Genomic DNA, 21,236 nt, shown 5'->3' with positions numbered 1-21,236 from the left:
GTCACGCATAGAGCGCGGGCTTCTCAGGGACTCCTGCTATTGCATCGGACGCTACCTGAGCTTTATTGACGGAATGCCCTACCGCCAAATACTTGATATTGATTGCTGCATTGTGGTCACGGTCAATCGTCAGCCCGCATTCAGAACAGTTATGAAGCCTGTCTGAGAGCGTTTTTGGGACTTTTGCACCACATTCAGAGCAGTTTTGAGAAGTGCCGTTTGGATTCACCGCAATTGCCAACAATCCGGCTCTTTCAGCCTTGATTGAGAGAATTTGCAGGAATTGACCCCATCCAGCATCCGTAACAGATTTTGCCAGCCTAGATTTGGCTAGACCTTTGATGTTCAGCTTTTCATGTGCTAAATTCTTGCCTTGAGATAAAAGCTTTTTGGCGGTTTTGTAGTGAAAGTCTTTGCGCTGATTTGAAACTTTCAAGTGAGCTTTAGCGACTCGCTTAATAGCTTTCTTTCGACGGTTGGAACCTTTCTTCTTACGAGAAAGTGAGCGCTGCAACCGTTTCAGGCATCTCTCTGCTTTGCGATAGTGTTGAGGAATTGGCTCGTATGCCCCCGAATCATCTACCAGAAACTCTTTCAATCCCATATCAATCCCAATGGTATTATCGAGACTTGGAGCATCAGGAGTAAGAACGGGAACCGACGAATCTTGTAACGACAACGTGATGTAATACCCATCCGCTTTCTTGGTAATAGTTGCTGTTTTCACTTTGAAGCCATCTGGCAACGGACGATGCAGAATCATTTTCAACTTGCCAATCTTTGGTAGCTGGATCAATCGCCCGTCAATATGTTCTGGCTTAATGGGATCTGGAAACGCAATTGAACGATAACGCCCAACTCCTTTGAACCGGGGCTTACCGCTTCGCTTGCCGTTGCAATCCCCTTGGAGCCATCGATCAAACGTCTTTTTTACTCGTGCAATCACATCTTGCAGAGTATGTGACGGCAGATCCTTGTATTCGGGGAACAGCTTTTTCGAGTTGACCAGATCCCGTTTCTGAGCATAGAAATCAGGACGGTCTTTCAATTCTGGGAGATGACATACCAATGGACAGGCATTAATATCGCAGCGATTTTGCTCCCACCAATTAAACCGCTCTGCCAGCCGATAGTTGTATTGCCGACGGCAAATGTCAAGCCATTGGTCAATGGTGACTTGCTGTTGTCGAGTCAATCTTAATCGGTACTGGTAGGCGGTTCGCATAGGAAAAAATATTGTCGTGATACTATTGTAGTGCATATTTCCATACACTGCAATCATGACCAGTAAAGAAACAATCCAGATTCGACTCCCTAAAACCGAAAAAGATCGACTGGATTCCTATTGTCGAAAAACCGAAAGATCCATCACGGATGTTCTGCGGGAATTTATTCGTTCATTGCCTGAGTGAGTTGCTCGTCTCGTCGGTGTGGGTCGCACTCGCCTCAGTTCCTTCGGCATTGATTGACCCACCCTCCTCATCTCGCTCGCATTCTTCCCGACGCTCACCCTTCGGGTAGAGCGCGGGGCTGCTGCTGCTTTAGCTCATCCCGTGATCCGATCAGGCTTCTGGGTGGGCAGTCTCTCAATCATTAGACTTCGCGGCAGTTGTCAGGGAATAGGGAATAGGGAATAGGGAATAGGGAATAGGTCTCAAAATTGACTTAGAAGCTATCCAAAATGATTGCTTAGTTATTTTTGCAAGAGGTCTATTCTCTCAATCAGAAACTCAAAAGGGTGGCTCAGTTATTGAGGGTTCTGCCTTCAGGATTGCTATTCCCAAATCTGTAGTGGAGAGCGATCGCGCTTCAAACAATGCCATCATGTCACGAGGCTTGGGATTACCCCGAGATGCTCCTGCTAGACCTCTGGCAATAACTAAACCACAATAGCCCTGATTTTCACAACCCTCCTCCCACTGCTCGCGGGCAGCAGCATGGTTGGTATCGGTTTCAGAAAACTCTCCTAACAAATAAAGACTGCTGTTTTCTGTTTGGATAATGCCAAGGTCGTAGCGTGTGCCCTCAAAGGGGTCTTCCCCTGAATTAAAGCAAATCCCTTTGATTCCACCAGCAGTCTGGATCTGTTCTATCAACACTTGTGCCTTTGGTCGGGTGGTTTGAATCAAAATAACTGGCATGCCTTCCCCGATTGCTTTAATATTCTGAGACTGATAGGATTTGACACCAGAGCGAATAGATTCTATTGCTTCCCAAGACATCATGCCCAGCTTGAGGAAAGCATCCTTTGGCACAAGGTCATCCCGTAAGGGTATGGTCATCGACCCTGAATCGAAATCATCTTCCTCGGACTCAATTGCCATCTCTAACAACTCATCCGCTAGGTCAGGATGGGTGTTAACTTTAACGTTAACAGTAGATTTTGCTTCTAGGGGTACCGGGATGCGGTAACGCTTACCAATCTTGGGTAAGTTTTCGTCATCTAATTGCTCATGGTAATCGTGAACAAATCGCTGAATGGCTTCTAGGGCAACATAAATGGCGATCGCTTCTTCTTCATAAATATAAGGTCGCATTCCTTCCAAGGGATGGACTGTACCAAAGCCAGGTACAATCTCTGATACTGGTAAATCAGCTAAATCAATATCATCCTCTTCATCCTCATCTTCGGTATCATCCCCAAACCGCCCGAAGGTTAAAAACAAGCAATCTTGCCCTAAGAAAGCTTGTTCCATCTTGTCCCACGAGTCATCTGCCAGCACTGATGATCGGAACCGTTTCAGGGAATCCCAGGACCGATATAGTAGTACCCCGTACTCCATACCCAGCATACCCATTACTGAGACGTATAGAGTTTCCAAATCCCAGCGATTTAATTCAATCGAGATAATCTGATGATCAGCCACTACTTCCCAAGCAGCTTCATGCCAAATTTCATAGGCTTTTTCTATAAGTAGGTCGGCATACTTAGGTGGTAGCTGGGGTTGTCGAGTAGCCGCCATTTCCTCAAATCCCCGAAACAGTTCGTCAATCAAGGGTAAATTGGGTACATAATCAATTCCAATGTCTAACCCTTGAAGGACACCTCGCAAAAAAAACTGAATTTCTCGGTTACGAACAACAATCTTTGAGGGTCGTGCTGGTCTGGCGGGGCTTTGGGGATGTTCCATGGCTTGCATAAGGGCACGAACAATCGCTTCTGGTCCCATTGTTGGTGATACTAAATCCATTGCCCTGACAATGCCTTCTGAGCCATCCACCCAAAGAATGCAATCATTATGACCCTCACCATCCGGCTGATGATTGTTACCAATAACTGACAGGGGACGGCGGTCTCCCTCCCACACACTGGAAGTCTGTTGTAATTTATTGAGCCGACGACGAGTATTGCGATTCAAAGCAGACATAGAATAGTTTGGGTTGATTGCCTAAGTACCGACCATGAATAGCCAGTTGCTGGTGGATACTCCTATCTTACCGGGGTATAGTTGCACAAGCCCCCCTGATCCGAAGTTGCGTTTCACAGATTACATACATGGATTTGGGACACCACCAGACACCACCAGAAACTACCAGATCGAGATTAATAGTACTAGGTATGAATACAACTTTCGAGCAACACGTTCAGGAAACCCTTATGGTTAGTTGATTCCAGCTAATGGTGTTTCTCGTAACCAACAGGCAGCAATCACCGTTTTTGACACTCCTGCCTAACCCCCCTTCCCATGGCCTGGCTTTCTTCAATTCAGCTGGAGGAAAGCCTATACAGAAAATCCTGATCTAGAAAATCCTGATTGTTTTGTTTACCTATATCCCCAGCTCCCCAGCTCGAGAATACTAGTTGACAAAACTTTCTGACATGGATGTACGCTCTAAGGCAACTCCACAGAGGTCGGTTTAGCAATGTGCGGCAATCCCCACCCCAACTTTTCTCGCAAAACCCTGAAAAACTCTGGTGCTTGCAAACGGATAAATCGAGCGGAGTAAGGCGATCGCTTAACTTTTATTTTATCTTCTGGTATGACGTAGCAACCACCATTGCCATCAACTACCATCACCATCGAATTGGGAGTAGCGGGAAAAATGGTTAATTGCTCTGTGTCGGCAAAGACTAATGCCCGAGATGCCAAAGAATGGGGACAGATGGGCAACAGTTGCAACACCGGCACCTCAGGAGTTAATACTGGTCCTCCAGCACTTAGAGAATAGGCAGTAGAGCCAGTGGGTGTTGAGACTATTATACCATCAGCTGCAATATCCACTGGTGCGTGATGTCCTATTTGTACCTCAAAATGGCACATACTCGTCAAAGGTTCCCGGTGCAATACCATTTCATTTAAACAAAGTGCCTCCCACCAAATCGTCTCATCTCGCAGGATCTGCACAGAAAGCATGGACCGTTCTTCTATAGCATACTCTTCTGCCATTACCTGCTCCAAGACAGAAGGCAACTGATTGACATAGGTCTCTGTTAAGAAACCCATGTGACCTGTATTCACCGTTAGCACAGGGATCCCTTGGGGAGCCAATTGGCGAAAAGCCGCTAGTACTGTACCATCTCCCCCCAATACAATTGCGAAAGCCATCTGGTCATCAAAACCAGGGGGGGCTAGTTTGTCCATTGGTGTATGACACACTGGTGATTGAGGACTCGAATAACCCAGAATTCCCCCAACCCCTGTCGCCATACACACTTCCCAACCCGCAGTCCTCAATTGGTTGTGCAACTCTTCAGCAACGCTACAAGCCATTGGTTTAAGGTCGTTGTAGATAATGCCTGCTTTTGGTATACTCACCAGTCCCCGTCTTGAACTACTTGGATTAAATTATCTGAAACATCATGGACAATTGTGATTTAATCAGCTACTGTCTTGATGCAGTCGCGCTATGGGAACCGGCTGTGTGCTCAGGCTGGCATCCGCACCTTGGAAGCCCCGTCGAGAAGCACTTTTGCTGCACTGGCTCCCCAAAACCTCCCGCTTATCGATTTTCCAGGAAATATCTAGGATTTAGATTTAAAAGGAGTCCTCTTCTTAGACTTCTTTTTAGCTTTCTCGTAATCGATTTCTTTGAGCTTATTCATAATCCGGTTAAAGTATTCTTGTAGATATTCTTCCAAAGTTGTGGTTTCCTTAGGGTCTAGGCCAAAGACCTCGTATACCTTATCCATCGGTGCATCCAGCGGTTTCCCGCTCACTAGCACCTCAGTGAAGGCAAGCCGATCTGCCACATTCCAGCCCCACTGAAAAAATCTCACGAATCGCCGCATACCCCGCAAAAAATTTATTGGGAGTCGGGCTATTTTAGCATCTTTACCGGACAACCGCTCACACAGGTTAATGATTTCGTAGGTACTATAGGCTCTGGTTCCCACAACCGGGAATGTCTGATTTACTGTTTCTGGAACTTCCAGAGCACGAATGCCAAACTTAGCAATATCCTGGGTGTTCATATAGGCGATGGGAGAGGTTTCTCCTGTAATCCAAACCGCCTGTCCATCCAAAATGGGGATCGCATACTGACCAATTAAGCCTTGCATAAAGCCACTTGGTTTCAAGATTGTGTGTGGCAATCCTGATTCTGCCAGAAATAGTTCTGTACAGTGCTTTATTTCCATCAGTGGGACATGAGCAAAATTCTCACTTCCCAGAATTGAGAAAAAGACATATCTTTCTATACCAGCAGCCACAGACGCTTGAATGAGGGCAACTTTCCCTTCCCAGTCTACCTGTCTGATGGTCAGAGAATCTGTTGGTCTCGATGTTGCCGCATCAATGACAGCTGTGATCCCTTCCAGGGCTTTTGGTAGGGTTTCTGGAACACACAGGTCTCCTTGTACTAGTTCTGCTCCCCATTCTTTAAGGAAAGAAGCTTTTCGTGGACTGCGTACAAGACAGCGTACCTGATGATCCTCGTCTAGTGCACGACGAACCACCTGTCTTCCTAAGGTGCCAGTTGCACCGACGACCAACAAGTTCATTATAGTAATTTTAGTAAGGAATCTTAAACTTTCTATAAGATTCTATCAGAAATTTTGTCGATCTCTCATTTTTCTGGTATTCAATAGGCAACGCCATCAGGTGAGGGGTGTGGGAGAATGGGTTTAGGCTAAGACAGCATAAGTGATTGGTTTAAAAGAAAACTGTGCCAGAATTCTTGACCAAACCCCACAGCCGTTACCCCATAACCCATTCACTAGAAACTATTCTGACACTCCCTGGATTTTGAGTAGCAAGAAGCCTAAGCCCAAACCCACAAGAATCAGGGTGAAGGACAAAAACGCTGCATTGAAAATTTCTGTACCCATTAGTTTTATGATCTCCTATGTACTTTTGTTACAAGGTATCATGACTAGGGTGCGAGAATATAGCAATCCTATGGAAATCCTGAGCAAGAGTATTCCAGCAAAGGGGTTAGGGTACTGGAGTGTTTACGAATTATGTCAGACTTGTCAACAAACCATCAGAACATGTCTTTGACAGGAAAACTTAACTCACCACCAAGGCGTCCTAGGTTAGCGGTGACCTTGGGAGATCCGGCAGGCATTGGACCAGAAGTTGTCCTCAAGGCATTGGCAGATTCCCAAGTCACTAGGAATTGTGAGATAACCGTGATTGGCAGTCGGTACCTCTTGAATGGGGCTTACACCCAGCTAAGTCAGCAGGGGATTGAAGATGTAGCTACTTTAGCTTCCCCAGAGACATTATCAATCCTTGACATTGAGTTGGATTACGGACAACGGCCTCAAATAACCCCAGGTGTTGGTAATGCTGCTAGTGGTGCTCTTAGTTTTATGTATCTGGAAAATGCGATCGCACTCACCCAACGTGGTGAGTTTGATGGTATTGTGACCGCACCCATTGCCAAGTCTCTCTGGAAAGCCGCAGGACATGATTATCCTGGTCAAACTGAAGTGCTAGCCCACTACTCTGGTGTCAAACAATTTGGGATGCTCTTCGTAGCGCGATCGCCCCATAGTGGTTGGGTGCTACGTACACTTTTAGCTACCACACATATTCCTTTAAGTCAAGTCCCAAATACCTTAACGCCACTATTGATGGGGAGTAAACTAGACTTACTGATCGCCTGTTTGGCTAGTGATTTTGGCATCAACAAACCTCGAATCGCGATTTCTGGGTTAAATCCTCATAGTGGTGAGCAGGGTCAGCTAGGTTGTGAAGAACAAGATTGGCTGATTCCCTGGCTAGAGCAAGAGCGCCAGCAACGCCCGACTATCCAATTAGATGGACCAATACCTCCTGACACTCTTTGGGTAAAACCTGGTCAGGCTTGGTACGGCAACCACCAGCAGTACGCTGATAATGCTCATGATGCTTATTTGGCACTCTATCATGACCAGGGCTTAATTCCTGTCAAACTCATGGCATTTGACAGAGCGATCAATACTACCATCGGTTTACCCTTTGTGCGTACTTCTCCTGATCATGGCACAGCGTTTGATATTGCCGGTCTTGGCATTGCTAACGCTACTAGCATGAAGGCTGCAATTAGCCTAGCTACTGAACTGGTGAACCAGAGGTTGAGTAACCCTTTAGCTATCAGTGCTTAGAACAAACTTTTAGTCAACCTTTACTCTCTTAGTGGAACCGCCAACTGGACTTTTTGAGTATTGCGAGTAGTTGGGGATTGAGGAAACACATTAAGTTCTTCCTGCTGGATGGTATCCCCAAAAACTATGTCTACATTGTCACTTGAACCAACCTTGAACTTAGGCTGTAAATTGTTACCTAAGCCTTCCTTTTCCTCCAGCTCTAGTGATGTTGGGAAAAAGGTGCCATAATCGTCTGAGACCGTGCGACCATTAACTTGGCGGAGGGTGTCACCAGACAGGGTTACTGAACCGCTTGGCTCACTAGACTGCGCTCCTGACTGAGCATAGGCAAGAGGTACCAATCCCACAACTATCCAGCCGATTCCTACTATAACTAGTGTTTTACGGATCATCAGCTTTCTCCTGGTTTTTTTATTTACGTTATTTTATTTATTTATTTATTTTTATTTTAGTAGTCATGACATTAATCTGGCATCCTAATACATCCTTATAAAAAAAAATAAGCGGTAGTAATTTTAACTATAGTTATTAACTATACTTGGCACAAGTATAACTTAAGCTTTTAACTGGCGCTATCAGTCAAGGCACTACTTGAAAAGCTACCCTTGCCAGCTATAAGCTCGTAAGCATTCAGCTATCAACTAATGCGCTACATCACAGCGTCGAAGCCTGTGCCACGCAAGCTACTTGAGGTGCTATCAGCTTATGGGCTATCAGCTTATGGGCTATCGACAAGCTAAGGGAACAGCTTTTGAATAAGCGATGCAGCGCCGACCTGCGGGGGTTTCCCCCACTCGCGCTTTGCATCAAGAAAACAGGTAAGCATTCGTTTAATGTCTGTTACGGAAAGCTGTTCCCGTAGCGTGAGCCTTGGCCTATGGCCACGCACTAGCGTTTGGCTGACGGCTAACGGCTGACTGCTGAATGCTTAAATAAGCTCCAGAGCCTCAGAGGCTGACTGCTAAAAGCTCACCGTCAACAATATCACTTACTTTATGACCATCATTCGTGTACCAAAGTCCTGGGAACTGCCAGAGCAACAAGTCACCTCAGAAACGGCTTATTCTAACCGACGTCGCTTTCTCAAAAATTTAGTTGGTGCCAGCCTAGGCACTGGAATGCTCTCAATTCTTGGTTGTCAAGCTTCCTCTTCTGCCTCAGACAAAGCTCTTGTGGAAACCCTAAATCAACCTAAGTTAAAATCCTTAGCAACCAATCCAGCTTTTGCCAGTGTTGACAGACCCATCACTGATCAGGATCTTGCTGGACAGTACAACAATTTTTATGAATTTGGCGGCAGTAAATCGATCTGGCAAGCAGCCCAAAATTTACCAACCAAAGACTGGAAGCTACAGGTGACGGGATTAGTCAAAAATCCCCAAACCTATGACCTAGATGATCTGCAAACTAAATTTCCCATCGAAGAGCGGATCTATCGCTTCCGCTGTGTAGAGGCGTGGTCAATGGTGCTACCCTGGATCGGATTTCCCATGAAAGCGCTGATCAAAGCAGTAGAACCTACTTCAGAGGCTAAATTTGTGCGATTTACCTCCTATTATGACCGCAAAATTACTATTGGTCCAGGCATACACCTTGGTTCCTTACCTTGGCCTTATACCGAAAGTTTACGTGTTGAGGAAATGGCTAACGAACTAGCATTTTTTGCTATTGGTATTTACGGTCATCTATTACCCAAGCAGCATGGTGCTCCTATTCGCATGGTAGTGCCCTGGAAATATGGTTTTAAAGGAGCAAAATCTATAGTCAAAGTCGAGTTTTTAGCTAACCAGCCAGCTACCTACTGGAATACTATTAATTCCTATGAATATGACTTTGAGGCAAATGTTAACCCCAATAAGCCTCACCCCAGATGGTCACAAGCTACAGAAAAATTCATCAGTAGCGGTCCTAACTTATCCTGGGACAAACGACCCACCCTACTTTACAACGGTTATGGGGAATATGTAGGTCAGCTGTATAGTTGAAGGTTATTTGGTTGTTCGCCTTTGGCGTTAGGTGTAGGGTAGGTTGAAGTTTGAAGGTTGAAGGTTGAAGGTTGAAGGTTTAAAAATGAAGGTTGAAGGTTGAAGGTTGAAGGTTGAAGGTTGATCGCCCTTGGCCTTCCCTTCGGGTAGGTTTTTTGGTTACTGTCGGCCTTTACCCTTTGGTCACCTGAATCACCTGTAAACTACCACCTGCGTACAAGGAGCGATCGCATACCTTAAACCCCACTTCCTCAAGCCCTTTGACCAAGTCAGTCTCCAGTAATTGCCAAGCTGTTTGGGTTTCAAACAACCACATAAATACCGCTAACCCTGGCCAAAACAAAACATTAGTTGGCTTGTGCAAATCCACTAGGGTAAATACTCCTCCTGGTTTAAGCACCCGGTAAACTTCCTGAATAATCTGCTGCAACACCTCAGGGGTCATTTCATGGAGTGCGGCGCTGGTGTGAACTATATCAAATTGAGCATCTGGAAATGGCATCTGTTCAGCCAAACCCTCTACATAGTTGGCCTGGGGAACATTCCGCCGCGCTCGCTCTAGGGATAGTGGCGAAATATCTAAACCTGTGACATGCTCAGACAATTCCACCAAGAACTGGGTTGCCTGACCACTGCCGCAACAGAGATCTAGCACCTTGGTTCCTGAATGAATTGTTAAGCCCTGTAACGGTAGCTGGCGGAATCGTCTCTCTCCACCCACGCTCAAAGCCGCGATCCGGGAAATACTATCATACAGCCATTGGTACTGATAACTCCAAGCTCTAAGAACTGTTGCCACTACTCACTCCTTCGTAAAGATCTGTGTTTCTTGTTGCAAATTTAAGTTAAAAAATATATTGTTAAAATCAGTAACAAATATGAAAGTTATGGGAAGCTGTGTTAACTATGGGTCGTGTTGGGGTATTATTGCTTAATCTAGGTGGGCCAGATCAGTTAAAGGATGTTCGTCCCTTTCTATTCAACCTGTTTTCTGACCCGGAAATCATTCGCCTGCCTTTTCCGTGGCTGCAAAAACCCCTGGCTTGGCTAATCTCGACTAAGCGTGCTAAGATATCCCAGGAGAACTACAAGCAAATTGGCGGTGGTTCCCCTCTACGGAAGATTACAGACGCCCAGGCTCAAGCCCTCCAGGAACATTTGCAAACGAAAGGGCAAGAGGTCAGTGTCTATGTGGGAATGCGTTACTGGCATCCTTTCACTGAAGAAGCGATCGCAACCATCAAAGCGGATGGCATCGAACGCTTAGTTATTCTACCGCTTTATCCCCAATTTTCTATCAGCACCAGTGGTTCTAGCTTCCGTCTGCTAGAAAATCTGTGGACAGAAGACCCAGACCTGAGCAAGATTGAACACACAGTCATTCCCTCCTGGTACCAGCAGCCACAATACCTCCAAGCCATGGCTGATTTAATTGCTCAGGAACTCGATAAGTTTTCTAATCCTGATCAAGTTCATATCTTCTTTAGTGCTCACGGTGTCCCGATCAGCTATGTCACAGAAGCTGGAGACCCCTATCAGCAGGAAATTGAGGATTGCACTGCCTTAATTATGAAAACCCTCAACCGCCCCAATCCCCATACTCTGGCCTATCAAAGTCGGGTTGGTCCGGTAGAATGGCTCCAACCCTACACCGAAGATGCCTTGCAAGAACTCGGAGCTAAGAATACTCAAGATTTGCTGGTAGTCCCGATTAGTTTTGTCTCGGAACATATCGAAACCCTGCAAGAAATTGACATTGAGTATCGAGAAATAGCAGAAGAATCAGGGATTAAGCAGTTTGAGCGGGTACCAGCCCTCAATACCCATCCCCTGTTTATTGAGTCTTTGACAACTTTGGTAGTTGACGCTCTCGAATCACCCAGCCGTGAACTCTCTGAGGTAATTCGTCCCCCAGAGACAGTCAAAATTTACCCTCCAGAGCGCTGGGAGTGGGGCATGACTACAGCAGCAGAAGTTTGGAATGGTCGTCTGGCTATGATTGGGTTTATTGCTTTACTGTTGGAGTTGATTAGTGGTACTGGACCGCTACATTTTGCTGGGTTGTTGTAAATTTCTTCAGGTTACAACAGAAACGGGCAAGTCTAGATCTAGCACATTTAATTGGGAGGGGGGGCAAGTAATCGTCCCCCTCGACTGCTCCCAAATATCACCCACTATCTACCAAATCTACTAACCCATCTACCAACCCATTGTTCCTGGTTCTCCCTTGAAAGGTCCAACAATATCACTGGTGATCCAGCCACCATAAAGATTGCCAGCTTGGGGTATAACTAACTCATCATCCACATAGCAAGCATCCATTGGACGAGGATAAAAACCGTAGTAGTCTCTAATTTCAGTAAAATGAGGGGTTGGCTGAAAATAACGCCAAGCTGCATTAGCTACTTGTTTGTCACCCACAACAACATTGTAATATAAACACTTACCTTTCCACTCGCACCAGGTTTGACGTGGTGTTTCAATTAGATATTCCAACTTAATGTCTTCAGCGGGAATGTAGTATATGGGGGGATGGCTTGTTTCCAGCACTCGTTTAGCTCGTCTGGTCTCAGCTAGAACGATATCATTGAAAATGATTCGGATATGCTTAGTTGTATCTTCCCAAATGGCAGGGCGAGGATAATCCCAAACAGATTCTTGACCTGGACTGGGAGGGATAGGAGTTGGTCTTGGTTTCATGTCCTCAGTTATATTAGACTATATACAACTTCATGGTGTGGAATAAGAGTGAGTAGTATTTTGGTGAAAGTCTTCATTCCGCAGTATTGTCCAAAAATTCATTGTACACATTAGGTGCAAATACCACTCTTGTCAAAAGATATGCACCTGGGCTTGTATAATCATTATTTTTAAATAAAAAAACATTGTCTCCGTAATTCTTTAATATCGAACTTAAAACAAGTAATCTACTTTGAATACATTCTTTTAGTTTATTTTGCAGTGTTGTAAAAAATCTTTTGTTAAGTAAGATGGTGGACAACCAAAAAATACAGTAGTTTCATTTTTTGTTATATTTAACACTTTTTTGTCAGTTTGTAAGAAATCGCCTATTATTGCTGTGGTTTGGCTAGGGTTTGGTCAAAGTAAAGGAAACTAAAATCAATACTTGTGTACCACTACAGGTGATTCTAGGAACCCTATACATAATTTGGATCTGAAGAAATTCCCTTTTGATTCGTATACAAGTAAGAATCTAGCCCCTTCTCTACAATAAACTCCACTCCTGGAAAGTCGTAACTCATCACTACATTAATTCTTTCTTGTTCACCTTCTAACGCTTTCACGCTATGAAGACATTTGTCTCCTTGCATAATCACTATCATCCCTTGACGAGGTTTGATAAATACTTTTTTACCAAAAAAATATCGAATTAACTTAAGCTTTACTACAGCATCCAAGCACTTTTGTATAAAGGTGAATTGTTGGTTTTTCCTGCCAAACCTAAGCCTATAGTTAGGATACATTTCTAGTTCCCCACCTTCTACTGAATTTAAATATAGTAAGGCGGTAACAGCATTTCTGTCATAGTGCCATCGATACTCTCCACCTGGTTTAATGATGTTAATGTTAACTGCTGGTAATTTGTTACTAAGAGGAAATAGAACCTGACTACTGACTTTGTTCACTAATAGATTGACATTCTCGTATAACTGCCATACTTCAGGTAAGTATTTCTCAATTTGTTGCCCATTAATTACAAAATATCGAAGATCTCTTTCTTTAAAAGGTCGATAAACTTCAGTTACTTCATATTTTTTTTGTCGATAATTAGCGATTGTTTTTAAAAGGGTTTCACATTCCCTAATTGTCAAAAAATTATCAATTATTAAATAACCTAATCTTTTTAAATCTGAGATATTTTTTATTTGAATATCAGTGTTTTTCATAATCATTAATGTTGATTTATGGCCTATAAAAAATTTGTAGTATTAAATAAATTTGGATATTACGTACTTGTTATGTTAATTAAAATCTTTGGGAAAGGAAGCATTTAGCAGTGGAAAGAGCCTGTATTCAAAAAAAAAAATTAGTGATGATTTCATTATATCATATTTGGCCATAAAATTTGGCCATCAAGTTAACTTAGCTTTCATTGATCATACTCTTGCTTATTTGTCAAACTAATTTAGATGGGTTTGCCCTGCCCTCAGGCAAAATCGACAAAGTATAGCTCTTACTTTGGACAGCGAACCCAAAGTAAGAGCTATTTAAAACTGGTAAAAATTATGGTACTCTTAACCGGTGCTAATCCGAACATGGGTTAAGCAGTATAAATGTACTGTTTTTAGAAAACTGTTTTTGGAAAACTAAAATTAAAAGAGTATTATGTCAACAACTTTTCAAGAGACCACAAAGAATCTGAGATTCAGTGAGGATCGCCTAGGAATTAACTATCTCGGGAGTGCCAACCTTCCTACTGCAACAGATGATGGCAAAGATATCATTCGAGGATTAACCCAAACGCCGAAATGTTTGCCACCTCGTTACTTTTACGATCAAAAAGGCTCCCAATTATTTGAGGAAATCTGCGAGTTACCGGAATATTATCCCACCCGCACAGAGGCAGAAATTTTACAACAGTATGCTGTAGAAGTAGCCCAATTGACGGGAGCTTGCGAATTGGTGGAGCTGGGTAGTGGCAGCTCTACCAAGACTCGCTTGTTGTTGGATGCCTATGAAAACCAGGGATATCCTTTGCGCTATGTTCCTATTGATGTCAGTGGGGAGATTCTTGAAGAGAGTGCCAAGCAGCTGTTGCTGGATTATCCCAAGTTAAAGGTTCAGGGTCAGGTCGGAACCTATGAACACGCCCTGAGCCAATTAACTCCAACACCATTACCTAGTCGGATGGTTTTCTTTTTGGGTAGTAGCTTGGGGAATTTTCCTCCTGAACAGTGCGATCGCTTTTTTGAGAAAATGACAGCTTTACTAGCACCAGGAGATTACTTTTTGCTGGGCATTGACTTAGAAAAACCCAAGCAGATTCTGGAAGCTGCCTATAATGATACTCAGGGGGTGACTGCGGCATTTAACCTGAATATGCTGGCACATCTGAACTGGCGTTTCCAAGGAAATTTTGACCTCGATCGCTTTACCCATCAGGCGATTTATAATCAATCGGAAACTCAGATTGAGATGTATTTACATTGCCAGCAGACCCATGTTGTGCGCTTAGCCAGCCTGGATTTAACGGTTGAGTTCCAAGCAGGAGAAAGCATGCTTACAGAAATTTCTCGCAAATTCAATGTGGAGCAGATGGAGCACTATCTAAACGATCGGGGACTAAAAACAGTTCAGGCTTGGACTGATATTAAGCAATGGTTTGGTTTACTCCTGTGTCAGATACAGACTGTGTAATCGACGTGTAAGCTATCAGCTATCAGCTTTCAGCTATCAGCTTTCAGCTATCAGCTTTCAGCTTTCAGCTTTCAGCTTTCAGCTATCAGCTATCAGCTATCAGCTTTCAGGCAAAGGCCTGTGGCCAAGCTACACCGAACAGTTTTTGAATAAAATAAGCCGACCGCTGACTGCTGACCGCTGACTGCTGACTGCTGACCGCTGACCGCTGACTGCTGACCGCTGACCGCTGACCGCTGACCGCTGACCGCTGACCGCTGAATATAGACACCCCTAAGTTGAAGAATAGTATTTGGAACTCAAAGGATGGATACTCTCGAATCTACTCAATTCCCTCGCCTTGACACCTGCAATAGCGAAACTATTATCAATTACTTTAAGAATTCATGGGAACTCGAAGATGTTCTGATGAAAAGTCTGGTTGGGGAAGAAACATTCTATATCAGTCCCGACCCCTTAAGAAACCGTCTGATTTTCTATTTGGGTCACTCTGCTGTCTTCTACATCAATAAATTCCTTGGGGTTGGGTTATTGGATAAACCCATTAATCCTAACTATGAAATCCTGTTTGAGATTGGTGTAGACCCGGAAACTCCTGAAGAACTCGATCAAGCAACCAAAGATATCCACTGGCCGAAAGTGGAAGAGGTTTGGCGGTATCGAGATCAAGTGTATGGGGTGGTTATAGAAACTATCGAAAAGACTCCTCTGAATCTGCCAATTCATCAAAATCATCCTCTTTGGGCGCTGATGATGGGAATTGAACACAGTCGCATCCACTTTGAAACCTCTTCGATGCTGATCCGACAACTGCCTGTAGAGCGGCTTGAACGTCCTGACAGCTGGAATTATGCTGTTTCTAATGGCAAGGTTTCCAAGAATGAAATGCTCAAAGTTTCTGGGGGTTCGGTAGCACTTGGTAAACCAGAGGATTATCCTATCTATGGCTGGGATAGTGAATATGGCAATCGTTCGGTAGAGGTTAAACCGTTTTTAGCCAGTCAGTATCTGATTACCAACGGAGAATTTCTGGAGTTTGTCAATGATAATGGCTACGATAATCCAGATTACTGGGATAAAGAATCCTGGATTTGGAAGACAACCTATAATATTAAGCACCCTAAATTCTGGATACCTAGCAATGGTGGCGACAACTGTGGCTACAATTATCGAGCGCTGTTTGACGAGATTGACCTACCTCTCGATTGGCCCGTTGAAGTGAATCATCATGAAGCCATGGCTTACTGTCGTTGGAAGGGTAAAGGGATTCGTTTGATGAGTGAAGCAGAGTGGAATATTGCCACTGCTGAGCTTGATGAAAGTAGCACAAATTTCCAGCAAGACCCCTTTGGGATAGAGGATTACAATCTAAATCTCAAGTTTGGCTCACCTAGCCCAGTGGGTATGTTAGAAACTGCTAAAAGTCCTACTGGACTCTATGACCTGCGGGGGAATGTATGGGAGTGGCTGAGTGATGACTTCAAGCCGCTACCAGGATTCAAGCCCCATCGGCTCTATGAAGATTATTCTGCTCCGTTTTTTGATACCCAACATAACATGATGCTTGGTGGTGCTTGGGTGACTACTGGAACAGAAGCATCCACATTCTATCGTAACTGGTTCCGTCCCTACTTCTACCAACATGCTGGGTTTAGAATTGCTGCTTCATAGCTTTTTGTTGTAAAAAAAGGTGTAAGCATATGCGCTACTTGAGATGCTACTTGAGGTGCTATCAGCTATCAACACCGGAGCTGTGGGACTTCTTTTAACATTGAGTTAAATAACACAAGACTAACAAACTATGGACTATCGCCACATCATCACCATCGAGCCTGGAAAACGCAGTGGTAAACCCTGCATCAGAGGCATGCGCATTACCGTCTACGACATTTTAGAATATCTGGCCGGGGGAATGACAGAAGCAGAAATTCTAGAAGATTTTTCTGAACTAACGTCCGAAGACATCAAAGCCTGTCTTGCTTTTGCAGCAGAGGGTGAGAAAAAGTTATTCGTGGTATCTTTGTGAAACTTCGTGCATAAAATGTCTATAGAAAGGAGCGGGTTGATGAGGTCATGGAAAATGATGAAGTTAAAAACGAATATTATAAGCAGGCAATTTTATCAATAACAATAAATACAGTAGTAGTTGCAGTAGAAACAGGTAAATCAATCCTTCTACTTGGGTCAATGGCAATTAATAAAGCGTGGAGAGCGATATTATCCCCACCCTAATACTAACCTGAAGACTTGTTTAGAAATCTGGACTTATAAAGTTAAATAAATTTAAGCCTTAATAGATACTGAAGTCCAGGAAAAAAAACTTCATGGCAGCGGACGAGGACTATTAGAATAGAAAGGTACGCTCGACTTGAGCGGAGTGTTTATATGGTTTCATCAGAACTAATCTCGACGTTGAGAGAACTGAGTCGCTCAGACAAGTTCTATATCATACAGATTCTGATTTCGGAACTAGCCCAACAAGAAACTGATTTAATTAAACCTGACCAGTCTTACCCAGTGTGGTCGCCTTATGATGCGGTTGAGGCAGCGGATACGATGTTAAAAGTGCTACAGGCTGCCAAAGCTCAAGATCATGGCTAATCCTGAACGATATCCAAAAGACCTAAAAACCGCTCTCCCAACAGACCCTTAGCAACCACGAATATAGCGCAGCAATTCTCCCCTAAACGTTATCCCCTTTAGTCAGGATTCTGGTGATGGTTTTGACCACTGATACGGGAACGCTTCCGATACTTTTTAGCTACTAAAGTCTACCAAGCAGACTCTAGCCCGCCAATGCAAGCTGATTTTTCAGCCAGGGTGTATCTACCAAGGCACGAAGAAATATTCCTCGTGCGCCATTGATGTCCCGTTCGCGTTCGCGCAGCGTCGGCTTTGCCGAAAGCGTGACCAAAGGTCAATCCATTATCCGGCCATCAATCTTCGATCTAATAATCTTGCTTCCACCAACGTTGACCAATTGTTAGAGTCGATGTCCCCTATTAAGGGGAGCATCTCTCCTACAAATCCGTACGTGCGACTTTCGTTGCATACGGCTCCTAAGTATCTTTTTGGCTGCTGTGTATGTATTGGTGGCAGCTCTGGTGAACCGCCATTAAATTCTTTGGTTTCCAATTGTCGTGGTTTCCATCTAGGTGATGAAGGTGTACAGATTCGTTGCCTATTAACTTGTGACCACAATGTCCACAGCAATGGTTTTGCTTCTTCAAGGCTTTGGAAGTAGCATTATCGTAGAGTCCAGAGTTCCTTTGGCTCCAGTACACCAAGTCTCCGTCATAGGGGGACTTGGTGCCCCTGACTTTAATATGCTTGTTTTCCTTATATTTCACCGCCGGGAATGCTTTCTTTACTAATCTTTCGGATTCGTATCGATTGATTTTCTTCTCTTTTCTGAATTTCTCTTCTGTTCTCTTTGCAGTGAACCACAGAGAGTTTCGGGAGCCGTCCATCTTGCAATTCCGGTGGTAATTTCTCCAGCCCCTTATTATGGGAGCTAATTTTTCAGCCTTTATTTTTGCACCATAGTTCGAGCTGTTGGCCACGGCTTTAATCTTCTTTTTGATGGTTCTTAGGTTTTCCGCTGAGGGAATACTTCGGAACTTTCCATTTTTCTGGACTCGGAAGTTCCAGCCCAGGAAGTCAAAACCGTCTGTCGAGTGAGTTATTTTGGTCTTTTCTTCGCTGATTTCCATTCCGCGTTCAGTTAAGAATTCCTTGACCTTTTTTAACACCTTTTGAGCGTCTTCGTTAGGTTTCAGGAATATTACCATGTCATCCGCGTAGCGGATTGATTGGTGTAGGCTTTCAATTCCATTTAGTGCCACGTTGGCTAAGAGTGGGCTGACCACACCTCCTTGGGGTGTTCCTTGCTCCGTGAATTCCGGACTGACGCCCGCTTTTAAACATCTAAAAATCCCCTGTTTTATGGATGCCGGTGCTAACAGTCTATCCATTATGGAGCTGTGTGATATGCGGTCAAAACACTTTTTGATGTCTAGTTCTATGACCCTTTTTGTGATGCCGTTGCAACTTGAGTTCAGGTTATTGAACACGTGTTTTTGGGCATCGTGCGCACTTCGTCCAGTCCTAAACCCGTAACTCCGGGCGTGAAAGGTAGCTTCGTGTGCAGGTTCTAGGGCGTATTTCACTAGACATTGCCATGCTCTATCAGCGATTGTCGGGATTTTCAGCATTCGCGTTTTCCCGTTCTTCTTGGCTATCGGGACTTCCCGTAGTCCAGTATGTTTCCAGTCGGAGCCATATTGGTTCAATAGCTCAAGTAGCTCTAATCTCTGCCGGTATGTGAGGGATGACTTACCATCAATGCCGGGGGTTTTCTTACCCTTGTTGAGCTGTGTTACTTGACGGATGGCCAGTAGTTGTGCTGAGCGGGATTTCATTATCAGTTTCTGTAGAGACCTGGCTTTTCTCAGGTTTCCAGCTTGAACTGCTTTATATAAACGTCTTTGTAGGCGAAAAAGGTTTTGGCGAAGTTTCTTCCACTGTTGCCCTTTCCAAAGGTCACTAGCTTTTTTGCTGTGTCTACCCATGCTCTTCTCCAAAGTCTATATACTTGATACCCGTGACCAGTTTTCGGTCACATCCTACCCGGCAGGAGGGATTAAGTTTGACATAACTTACTAGGGTTTCGACCGTTCCTTAGACCTCGTGTTGCTGCCGTTTTTACTCGTTCCATCTATTAGATTGTTGTGGTGATTTAGGTCAGTCCAATTTGCCCATCCTCCTCTCGGAGATTACAGCTATTCTGGAGAAGACGCTGTGAGAGTAGAGGATACATTCCATATTGGTTTTTCAGGTTATGGTAGGCTGGTAGGACATTTTTCTAGGACTTGTTTAACCATGTCACCTCCCCTTTAGCGCCAGTGTTGTTACCTGCTTCTTTTCAACTGATTGCGCCCTGGTGCCAGCTTCACTCTGTAGGGATGTCGCCCTGCTCGGTGTGGCCAGATAGGGAGTCACTTATCTCTTCAAGGGGCGGGTTTTCACCGCCATCCAATAGATAGTTAGAAATCTTTTGAGGGTGTTACCCTCACGATTCCCCTTACTCATACCCCTCTAGTTTCTAGAGGCTCCTAGTAAGAACGAGCCGCACCACCAGTCCAACTAACAGTCTTACTGGTATATGCTTCACATACATCCACTACTATTTTTCCATTCTCAATCGCCTTGTGTTTTAAGAATTCCTTGAACCGATAGTGAGCAAAAGATAACATATTGCGCACTGTCTTAGACCTGATTTTTCGCTTTGACTTCTTGGACATTTGAGATGTCTCAAAAGTAGGGAGTAATATTACGTCAAAGTTATTTACGAAAAATCTGGCAGCCTTATGATGAAGCTCGTTAACTAGATTTTGGATTTTGATTACCATCCTTCTAGCAGCTTTCCTCATTCGACGTTTTTGCTTACCTTTGGCTTTGCTTATTTTTGAAATAAGACTATCTAGGTGATGACATAATCGCTGGATTCGCGAGAAGTCACCTTGGCCAATTTTGCCAACATAAGTTTCACTGAAAAACGTCAAGAAAGTTCTAACGCCAGGGTCTAAAGCTACTACTCTACCTTGGTTTTCGGTCTTTTCTTGAGTAGTAGTGTAAGGAACTACTAAATAATAATTTCCGTTGTTGCTAACCAATCGGCAGTCACAAATTTTTTCAGGGAGTGCTTCAGCAAAGGTTAGTGCCCCTAATTTTGTGTGATAAACTCCTTTAGATGAAACCGCCGATTTTGGGATGTAACAAGACTGAGTAGGATTTTTCCTAGACCTAAACTTTACCCGGTTGATTTGTGAAGTTTTTTTGTACTTTTTCTTGGCTTCTCTGACGGAGGTGCAAGCATCCTTAATCGCTATAGATTTGATTTGATAAGGCACTGTCTTGCACCAATCAGGAAGGTCATTTAAGATGCCAGTTTTAATGGCTTTCCAGTTGGCTTTAACTTCTCCACTTTGAATAATTTTTACGGTCTTGTTAAAGACATAGCGAGACACTCCAAACCATCTTTTTATCATGGAACGTTGCTCAGGACTTAGGAACACTCGAATCTTCTTTGATTTTTTTGCCGTATTTCCGGAGTCCGTGGACTCTGCAAGAGAAGACGTGAATGATGGAGAGAAGATCTGCTGTAAGTTCCAATTCGGGGCAGCTTTCAGGCTGGTCGAGAACCAGGATTTTTCCACCGTTGATACTGACCGGAGATGAAACCTTAGAGTAGTGCAGCCTTACTACAAAACCTTTACCCTATGCTGCATAATTTACCAACTATAAAGGCTGCACTACTCTTACGGTAACTTCTAACC

Annotated in this window: 21 protein-coding genes; 9 read left to right on the top strand and 12 right to left on the bottom strand. The window is 44.0% G+C overall.

Annotated features, from left to right (window positions below; translation table 11 throughout):
- Position 1: 1 nt before the first annotated feature.
- Entirely contained in the window at positions 2–1,225 is a 1,224-nt protein-coding gene (locus tag LYNGBM3L_RS04420; RefSeq protein WP_044492266.1) for an RNA-guided endonuclease InsQ/TnpB family protein, read from the bottom strand.
- 55 nt (positions 1,226–1,280) lie between these two features.
- Here LYNGBM3L_RS04420 and LYNGBM3L_RS37845 point away from each other — a divergent pair, with 55 nt between their 5' ends.
- Entirely contained in the window at positions 1,281–1,412 is a 132-nt protein-coding gene (locus tag LYNGBM3L_RS37845) for a ribbon-helix-helix protein, CopG family (protein ID WP_008179590.1), read from the top strand.
- 318 nt (positions 1,413–1,730) lie between these two features.
- Here LYNGBM3L_RS37845 and LYNGBM3L_RS04415 read toward each other — a convergent pair whose 3' ends face one another.
- The 4 genes from LYNGBM3L_RS04415 to petM form a co-directional block, all read right to left on the bottom strand.
- Positions 1,731–3,368 (bottom strand): DUF6930 domain-containing protein, encoded by a 1,638-nt coding sequence (locus tag LYNGBM3L_RS04415; protein ID WP_008179589.1) that lies wholly within the window; start codon positions 3,366–3,368, stop codon positions 1,731–1,733.
- A 465-nt stretch (positions 3,369–3,833) separates the two neighbouring features.
- Complete coding sequence (locus LYNGBM3L_RS04410; protein WP_044492265.1) at positions 3,834–4,751, bottom strand: NAD(+) kinase; 918 nt, start codon at positions 4,749–4,751, stop codon at positions 3,834–3,836.
- 212 nt (positions 4,752–4,963) lie between these two features.
- Positions 4,964–5,941 (bottom strand): SDR family oxidoreductase, encoded by a 978-nt coding sequence (locus LYNGBM3L_RS04405; RefSeq protein WP_008179584.1) that lies wholly within the window; start codon positions 5,939–5,941, stop codon positions 4,964–4,966.
- A gap of 222 nt (positions 5,942–6,163) precedes the next feature.
- A complete protein-coding gene (gene petM, locus LYNGBM3L_RS35300) occupies positions 6,164–6,268 on the bottom strand; it encodes a cytochrome b6-f complex subunit PetM (protein ID WP_063747919.1) in 105 nt (34 codons plus the stop codon).
- Between the two features lie 162 nt (positions 6,269–6,430).
- Between petM and pdxA the strand changes: the two genes are divergently transcribed.
- Positions 6,431–7,531: a 4-hydroxythreonine-4-phosphate dehydrogenase PdxA gene (gene pdxA / locus LYNGBM3L_RS04400; RefSeq protein WP_008179581.1), complete on the top strand. Its 1,101-nt coding sequence runs from the start codon at positions 6,431–6,433 to the stop codon at positions 7,529–7,531.
- 20 nt (positions 7,532–7,551) lie between these two features.
- On the opposite strand, the gene LYNGBM3L_RS04395 is transcribed toward pdxA, so the two are convergent.
- Positions 7,552–7,926 carry a hypothetical protein gene (locus LYNGBM3L_RS04395; protein WP_008179579.1) on the bottom strand — a complete coding sequence of 125 codons (375 nt, stop codon included), beginning with the start codon at positions 7,924–7,926 and terminating at the stop codon, positions 7,552–7,554.
- A gap of 603 nt (positions 7,927–8,529) precedes the next feature.
- On the opposite strand from LYNGBM3L_RS04395, the gene msrP reads away from it, so the two are divergent.
- Positions 8,530–9,519: a protein-methionine-sulfoxide reductase catalytic subunit MsrP gene (msrP, locus tag LYNGBM3L_RS04390; protein WP_008179577.1), complete on the top strand. Its 990-nt coding sequence runs from the start codon at positions 8,530–8,532 to the stop codon at positions 9,517–9,519.
- Positions 9,520–9,691: 172 nt separating this feature from the next.
- On the opposite strand, the gene LYNGBM3L_RS04385 is transcribed toward msrP, so the two are convergent.
- Positions 9,692–10,318, bottom strand: a complete 627-nt coding sequence (locus tag LYNGBM3L_RS04385) for a class I SAM-dependent methyltransferase (RefSeq protein ID WP_008179574.1) — start codon at positions 10,316–10,318, stop codon at positions 9,692–9,694.
- 107 nt (positions 10,319–10,425) lie between these two features.
- Here LYNGBM3L_RS04385 and hemH point away from each other — a divergent pair, with 107 nt between their 5' ends.
- Positions 10,426–11,589 (top strand): ferrochelatase, encoded by a 1,164-nt coding sequence (hemH, locus tag LYNGBM3L_RS04380; RefSeq protein ID WP_008179571.1) that lies wholly within the window; start codon positions 10,426–10,428, stop codon positions 11,587–11,589.
- 129 nt (positions 11,590–11,718) lie between these two features.
- Here the strand turns inward: hemH and LYNGBM3L_RS04375 are convergent, their stop codons facing one another.
- Together LYNGBM3L_RS04375 and LYNGBM3L_RS04370 are read right to left on the bottom strand one after the other, a co-directional pair.
- Positions 11,719–12,219, bottom strand: coding sequence for a DUF427 domain-containing protein (locus tag LYNGBM3L_RS04375; RefSeq protein ID WP_008179569.1), 501 nt, complete (start codon positions 12,217–12,219; stop codon positions 11,719–11,721).
- A 458-nt stretch (positions 12,220–12,677) separates the two neighbouring features.
- Positions 12,678–13,427 carry a 2OG-Fe(II) oxygenase gene (locus LYNGBM3L_RS04370; protein WP_131827244.1) on the bottom strand — a complete coding sequence of 250 codons (750 nt, stop codon included), beginning with the start codon at positions 13,425–13,427 and terminating at the stop codon, positions 12,678–12,680.
- A 439-nt stretch (positions 13,428–13,866) separates the two neighbouring features.
- Between LYNGBM3L_RS04370 and egtD the strand changes: the two genes are divergently transcribed.
- Positions 13,867–14,898: an L-histidine N(alpha)-methyltransferase gene (gene egtD, locus LYNGBM3L_RS04365; RefSeq protein ID WP_008179564.1), complete on the top strand. Its 1,032-nt coding sequence runs from the start codon at positions 13,867–13,869 to the stop codon at positions 14,896–14,898.
- Between the two features lie 106 nt (positions 14,899–15,004).
- Here the strand turns inward: egtD and LYNGBM3L_RS42785 are convergent, their stop codons facing one another.
- Positions 15,005–15,169, bottom strand: a complete 165-nt coding sequence (locus LYNGBM3L_RS42785; protein ID WP_008179563.1) for a hypothetical protein — start codon at positions 15,167–15,169, stop codon at positions 15,005–15,007.
- Positions 15,170–15,204: 35 nt separating this feature from the next.
- Between LYNGBM3L_RS42785 and ovoA the strand changes: the two genes are divergently transcribed.
- The 4 genes from ovoA (at position 15,205) to LYNGBM3L_RS04350 (ending at position 17,499) form a co-directional block, all read left to right on the top strand.
- Positions 15,205–16,569 carry a 5-histidylcysteine sulfoxide synthase gene (gene ovoA, locus LYNGBM3L_RS04360; RefSeq protein WP_008179561.1) on the top strand — a complete coding sequence of 455 codons (1,365 nt, stop codon included), beginning with the start codon at positions 15,205–15,207 and terminating at the stop codon, positions 16,567–16,569.
- Between the two features lie 130 nt (positions 16,570–16,699).
- Entirely contained in the window at positions 16,700–16,924 is a 225-nt protein-coding gene (locus LYNGBM3L_RS04355; protein ID WP_008179559.1) for a DUF433 domain-containing protein, read from the top strand.
- Positions 16,925–16,971: 47 nt separating this feature from the next.
- A complete protein-coding gene (locus LYNGBM3L_RS42780) occupies positions 16,972–17,130 on the top strand; it encodes a hypothetical protein (RefSeq protein ID WP_008179558.1) in 159 nt (52 codons plus the stop codon).
- 153 nt (positions 17,131–17,283) lie between these two features.
- Positions 17,284–17,499, top strand: a complete 216-nt coding sequence (locus LYNGBM3L_RS04350) for a hypothetical protein (RefSeq protein WP_008179557.1) — start codon at positions 17,284–17,286, stop codon at positions 17,497–17,499.
- 458 nt (positions 17,500–17,957) lie between these two features.
- Here the strand turns inward: LYNGBM3L_RS04350 and LYNGBM3L_RS04345 are convergent, their stop codons facing one another.
- Together LYNGBM3L_RS04345 and LYNGBM3L_RS04340 are read right to left on the bottom strand one after the other, a co-directional pair.
- On the bottom strand, positions 17,958–19,469 hold the full coding sequence (locus tag LYNGBM3L_RS04345) for a reverse transcriptase domain-containing protein (RefSeq protein WP_009148815.1): 1,512 nt from the start codon (positions 19,467–19,469) through the stop codon (positions 17,958–17,960).
- A 543-nt stretch (positions 19,470–20,012) separates the two neighbouring features.
- Positions 20,013–21,116: an RNA-guided endonuclease TnpB family protein gene (locus tag LYNGBM3L_RS04340; protein WP_075873657.1), complete on the bottom strand. Its 1,104-nt coding sequence runs from the start codon at positions 21,114–21,116 to the stop codon at positions 20,013–20,015.
- Positions 21,117–21,236 lie beyond the last annotated feature (120 nt).

It is taken from the genome of Moorena producens 3L, from assembly GCF_000211815.1.
In the GTDB taxonomy this organism is placed as follows: Bacteria; Cyanobacteriota; Cyanobacteriia; order Cyanobacteriales; family Coleofasciculaceae; genus Moorena; species Moorena producens.
The sequence above is the reverse complement of the archived record's forward strand: the minus strand, read 5'-3'. Positions and strand labels throughout refer to the sequence as shown.

Bases quoted from the DNA above. Each gene is read 5' to 3' on its own strand.
- LYNGBM3L_RS04375 (WP_008179569.1), bottom strand. From the start codon at position 12,219: ATGAAACCAAGACCAACTCCTATCCCTCCCAGTCCAGGTCAAGAATCT.
- LYNGBM3L_RS04415 (WP_008179589.1), bottom strand. From the start codon at position 3,368: ATGTCTGCTTTGAATCGCAATACTCGTCGTCGGCTCAATAAATTACAA.
- hemH (WP_008179571.1), top strand. From the start codon at position 10,426: ATGGGTCGTGTTGGGGTATTATTGCTTAATCTAGGTGGGCCAGATCAG.
- LYNGBM3L_RS04420 (WP_044492266.1), bottom strand. From the start codon at position 1,225: ATGCGAACCGCCTACCAGTACCGATTAAGATTGACTCGACAACAGCAA.
- LYNGBM3L_RS37845 (WP_008179590.1), top strand. From the start codon at position 1,281: ATGACCAGTAAAGAAACAATCCAGATTCGACTCCCTAAAACCGAAAAA.
- LYNGBM3L_RS04345 (WP_009148815.1), bottom strand. From the start codon at position 19,469: ATGGGTAGACACAGCAAAAAAGCTAGTGACCTTTGGAAAGGGCAACAG.
- LYNGBM3L_RS04370 (WP_131827244.1), bottom strand. From the start codon at position 13,427: ATGAAAAACACTGATATTCAAATAAAAAATATCTCAGATTTAAAAAGA.
- msrP (WP_008179577.1), top strand. From the start codon at position 8,530: ATGACCATCATTCGTGTACCAAAGTCCTGGGAACTGCCAGAGCAACAA.
- ovoA (WP_008179561.1), top strand. From the start codon at position 15,205: ATGGATACTCTCGAATCTACTCAATTCCCTCGCCTTGACACCTGCAAT.
- LYNGBM3L_RS04355 (WP_008179559.1), top strand. From the start codon at position 16,700: ATGGACTATCGCCACATCATCACCATCGAGCCTGGAAAACGCAGTGGT.
- LYNGBM3L_RS04350 (WP_008179557.1), top strand. From the start codon at position 17,284: ATGGTTTCATCAGAACTAATCTCGACGTTGAGAGAACTGAGTCGCTCA.
- egtD (WP_008179564.1), top strand. From the start codon at position 13,867: ATGTCAACAACTTTTCAAGAGACCACAAAGAATCTGAGATTCAGTGAG.
- LYNGBM3L_RS04405 (WP_008179584.1), bottom strand. From the start codon at position 5,941: ATGAACTTGTTGGTCGTCGGTGCAACTGGCACCTTAGGAAGACAGGTG.
- pdxA (WP_008179581.1), top strand. From the start codon at position 6,431: ATGTCTTTGACAGGAAAACTTAACTCACCACCAAGGCGTCCTAGGTTA.
- petM (WP_063747919.1), bottom strand. From the start codon at position 6,268: ATGGGTACAGAAATTTTCAATGCAGCGTTTTTGTCCTTCACCCTGATT.
- LYNGBM3L_RS42780 (WP_008179558.1), top strand. From the start codon at position 16,972: ATGGAAAATGATGAAGTTAAAAACGAATATTATAAGCAGGCAATTTTA.
- LYNGBM3L_RS04395 (WP_008179579.1), bottom strand. From the start codon at position 7,926: ATGATCCGTAAAACACTAGTTATAGTAGGAATCGGCTGGATAGTTGTG.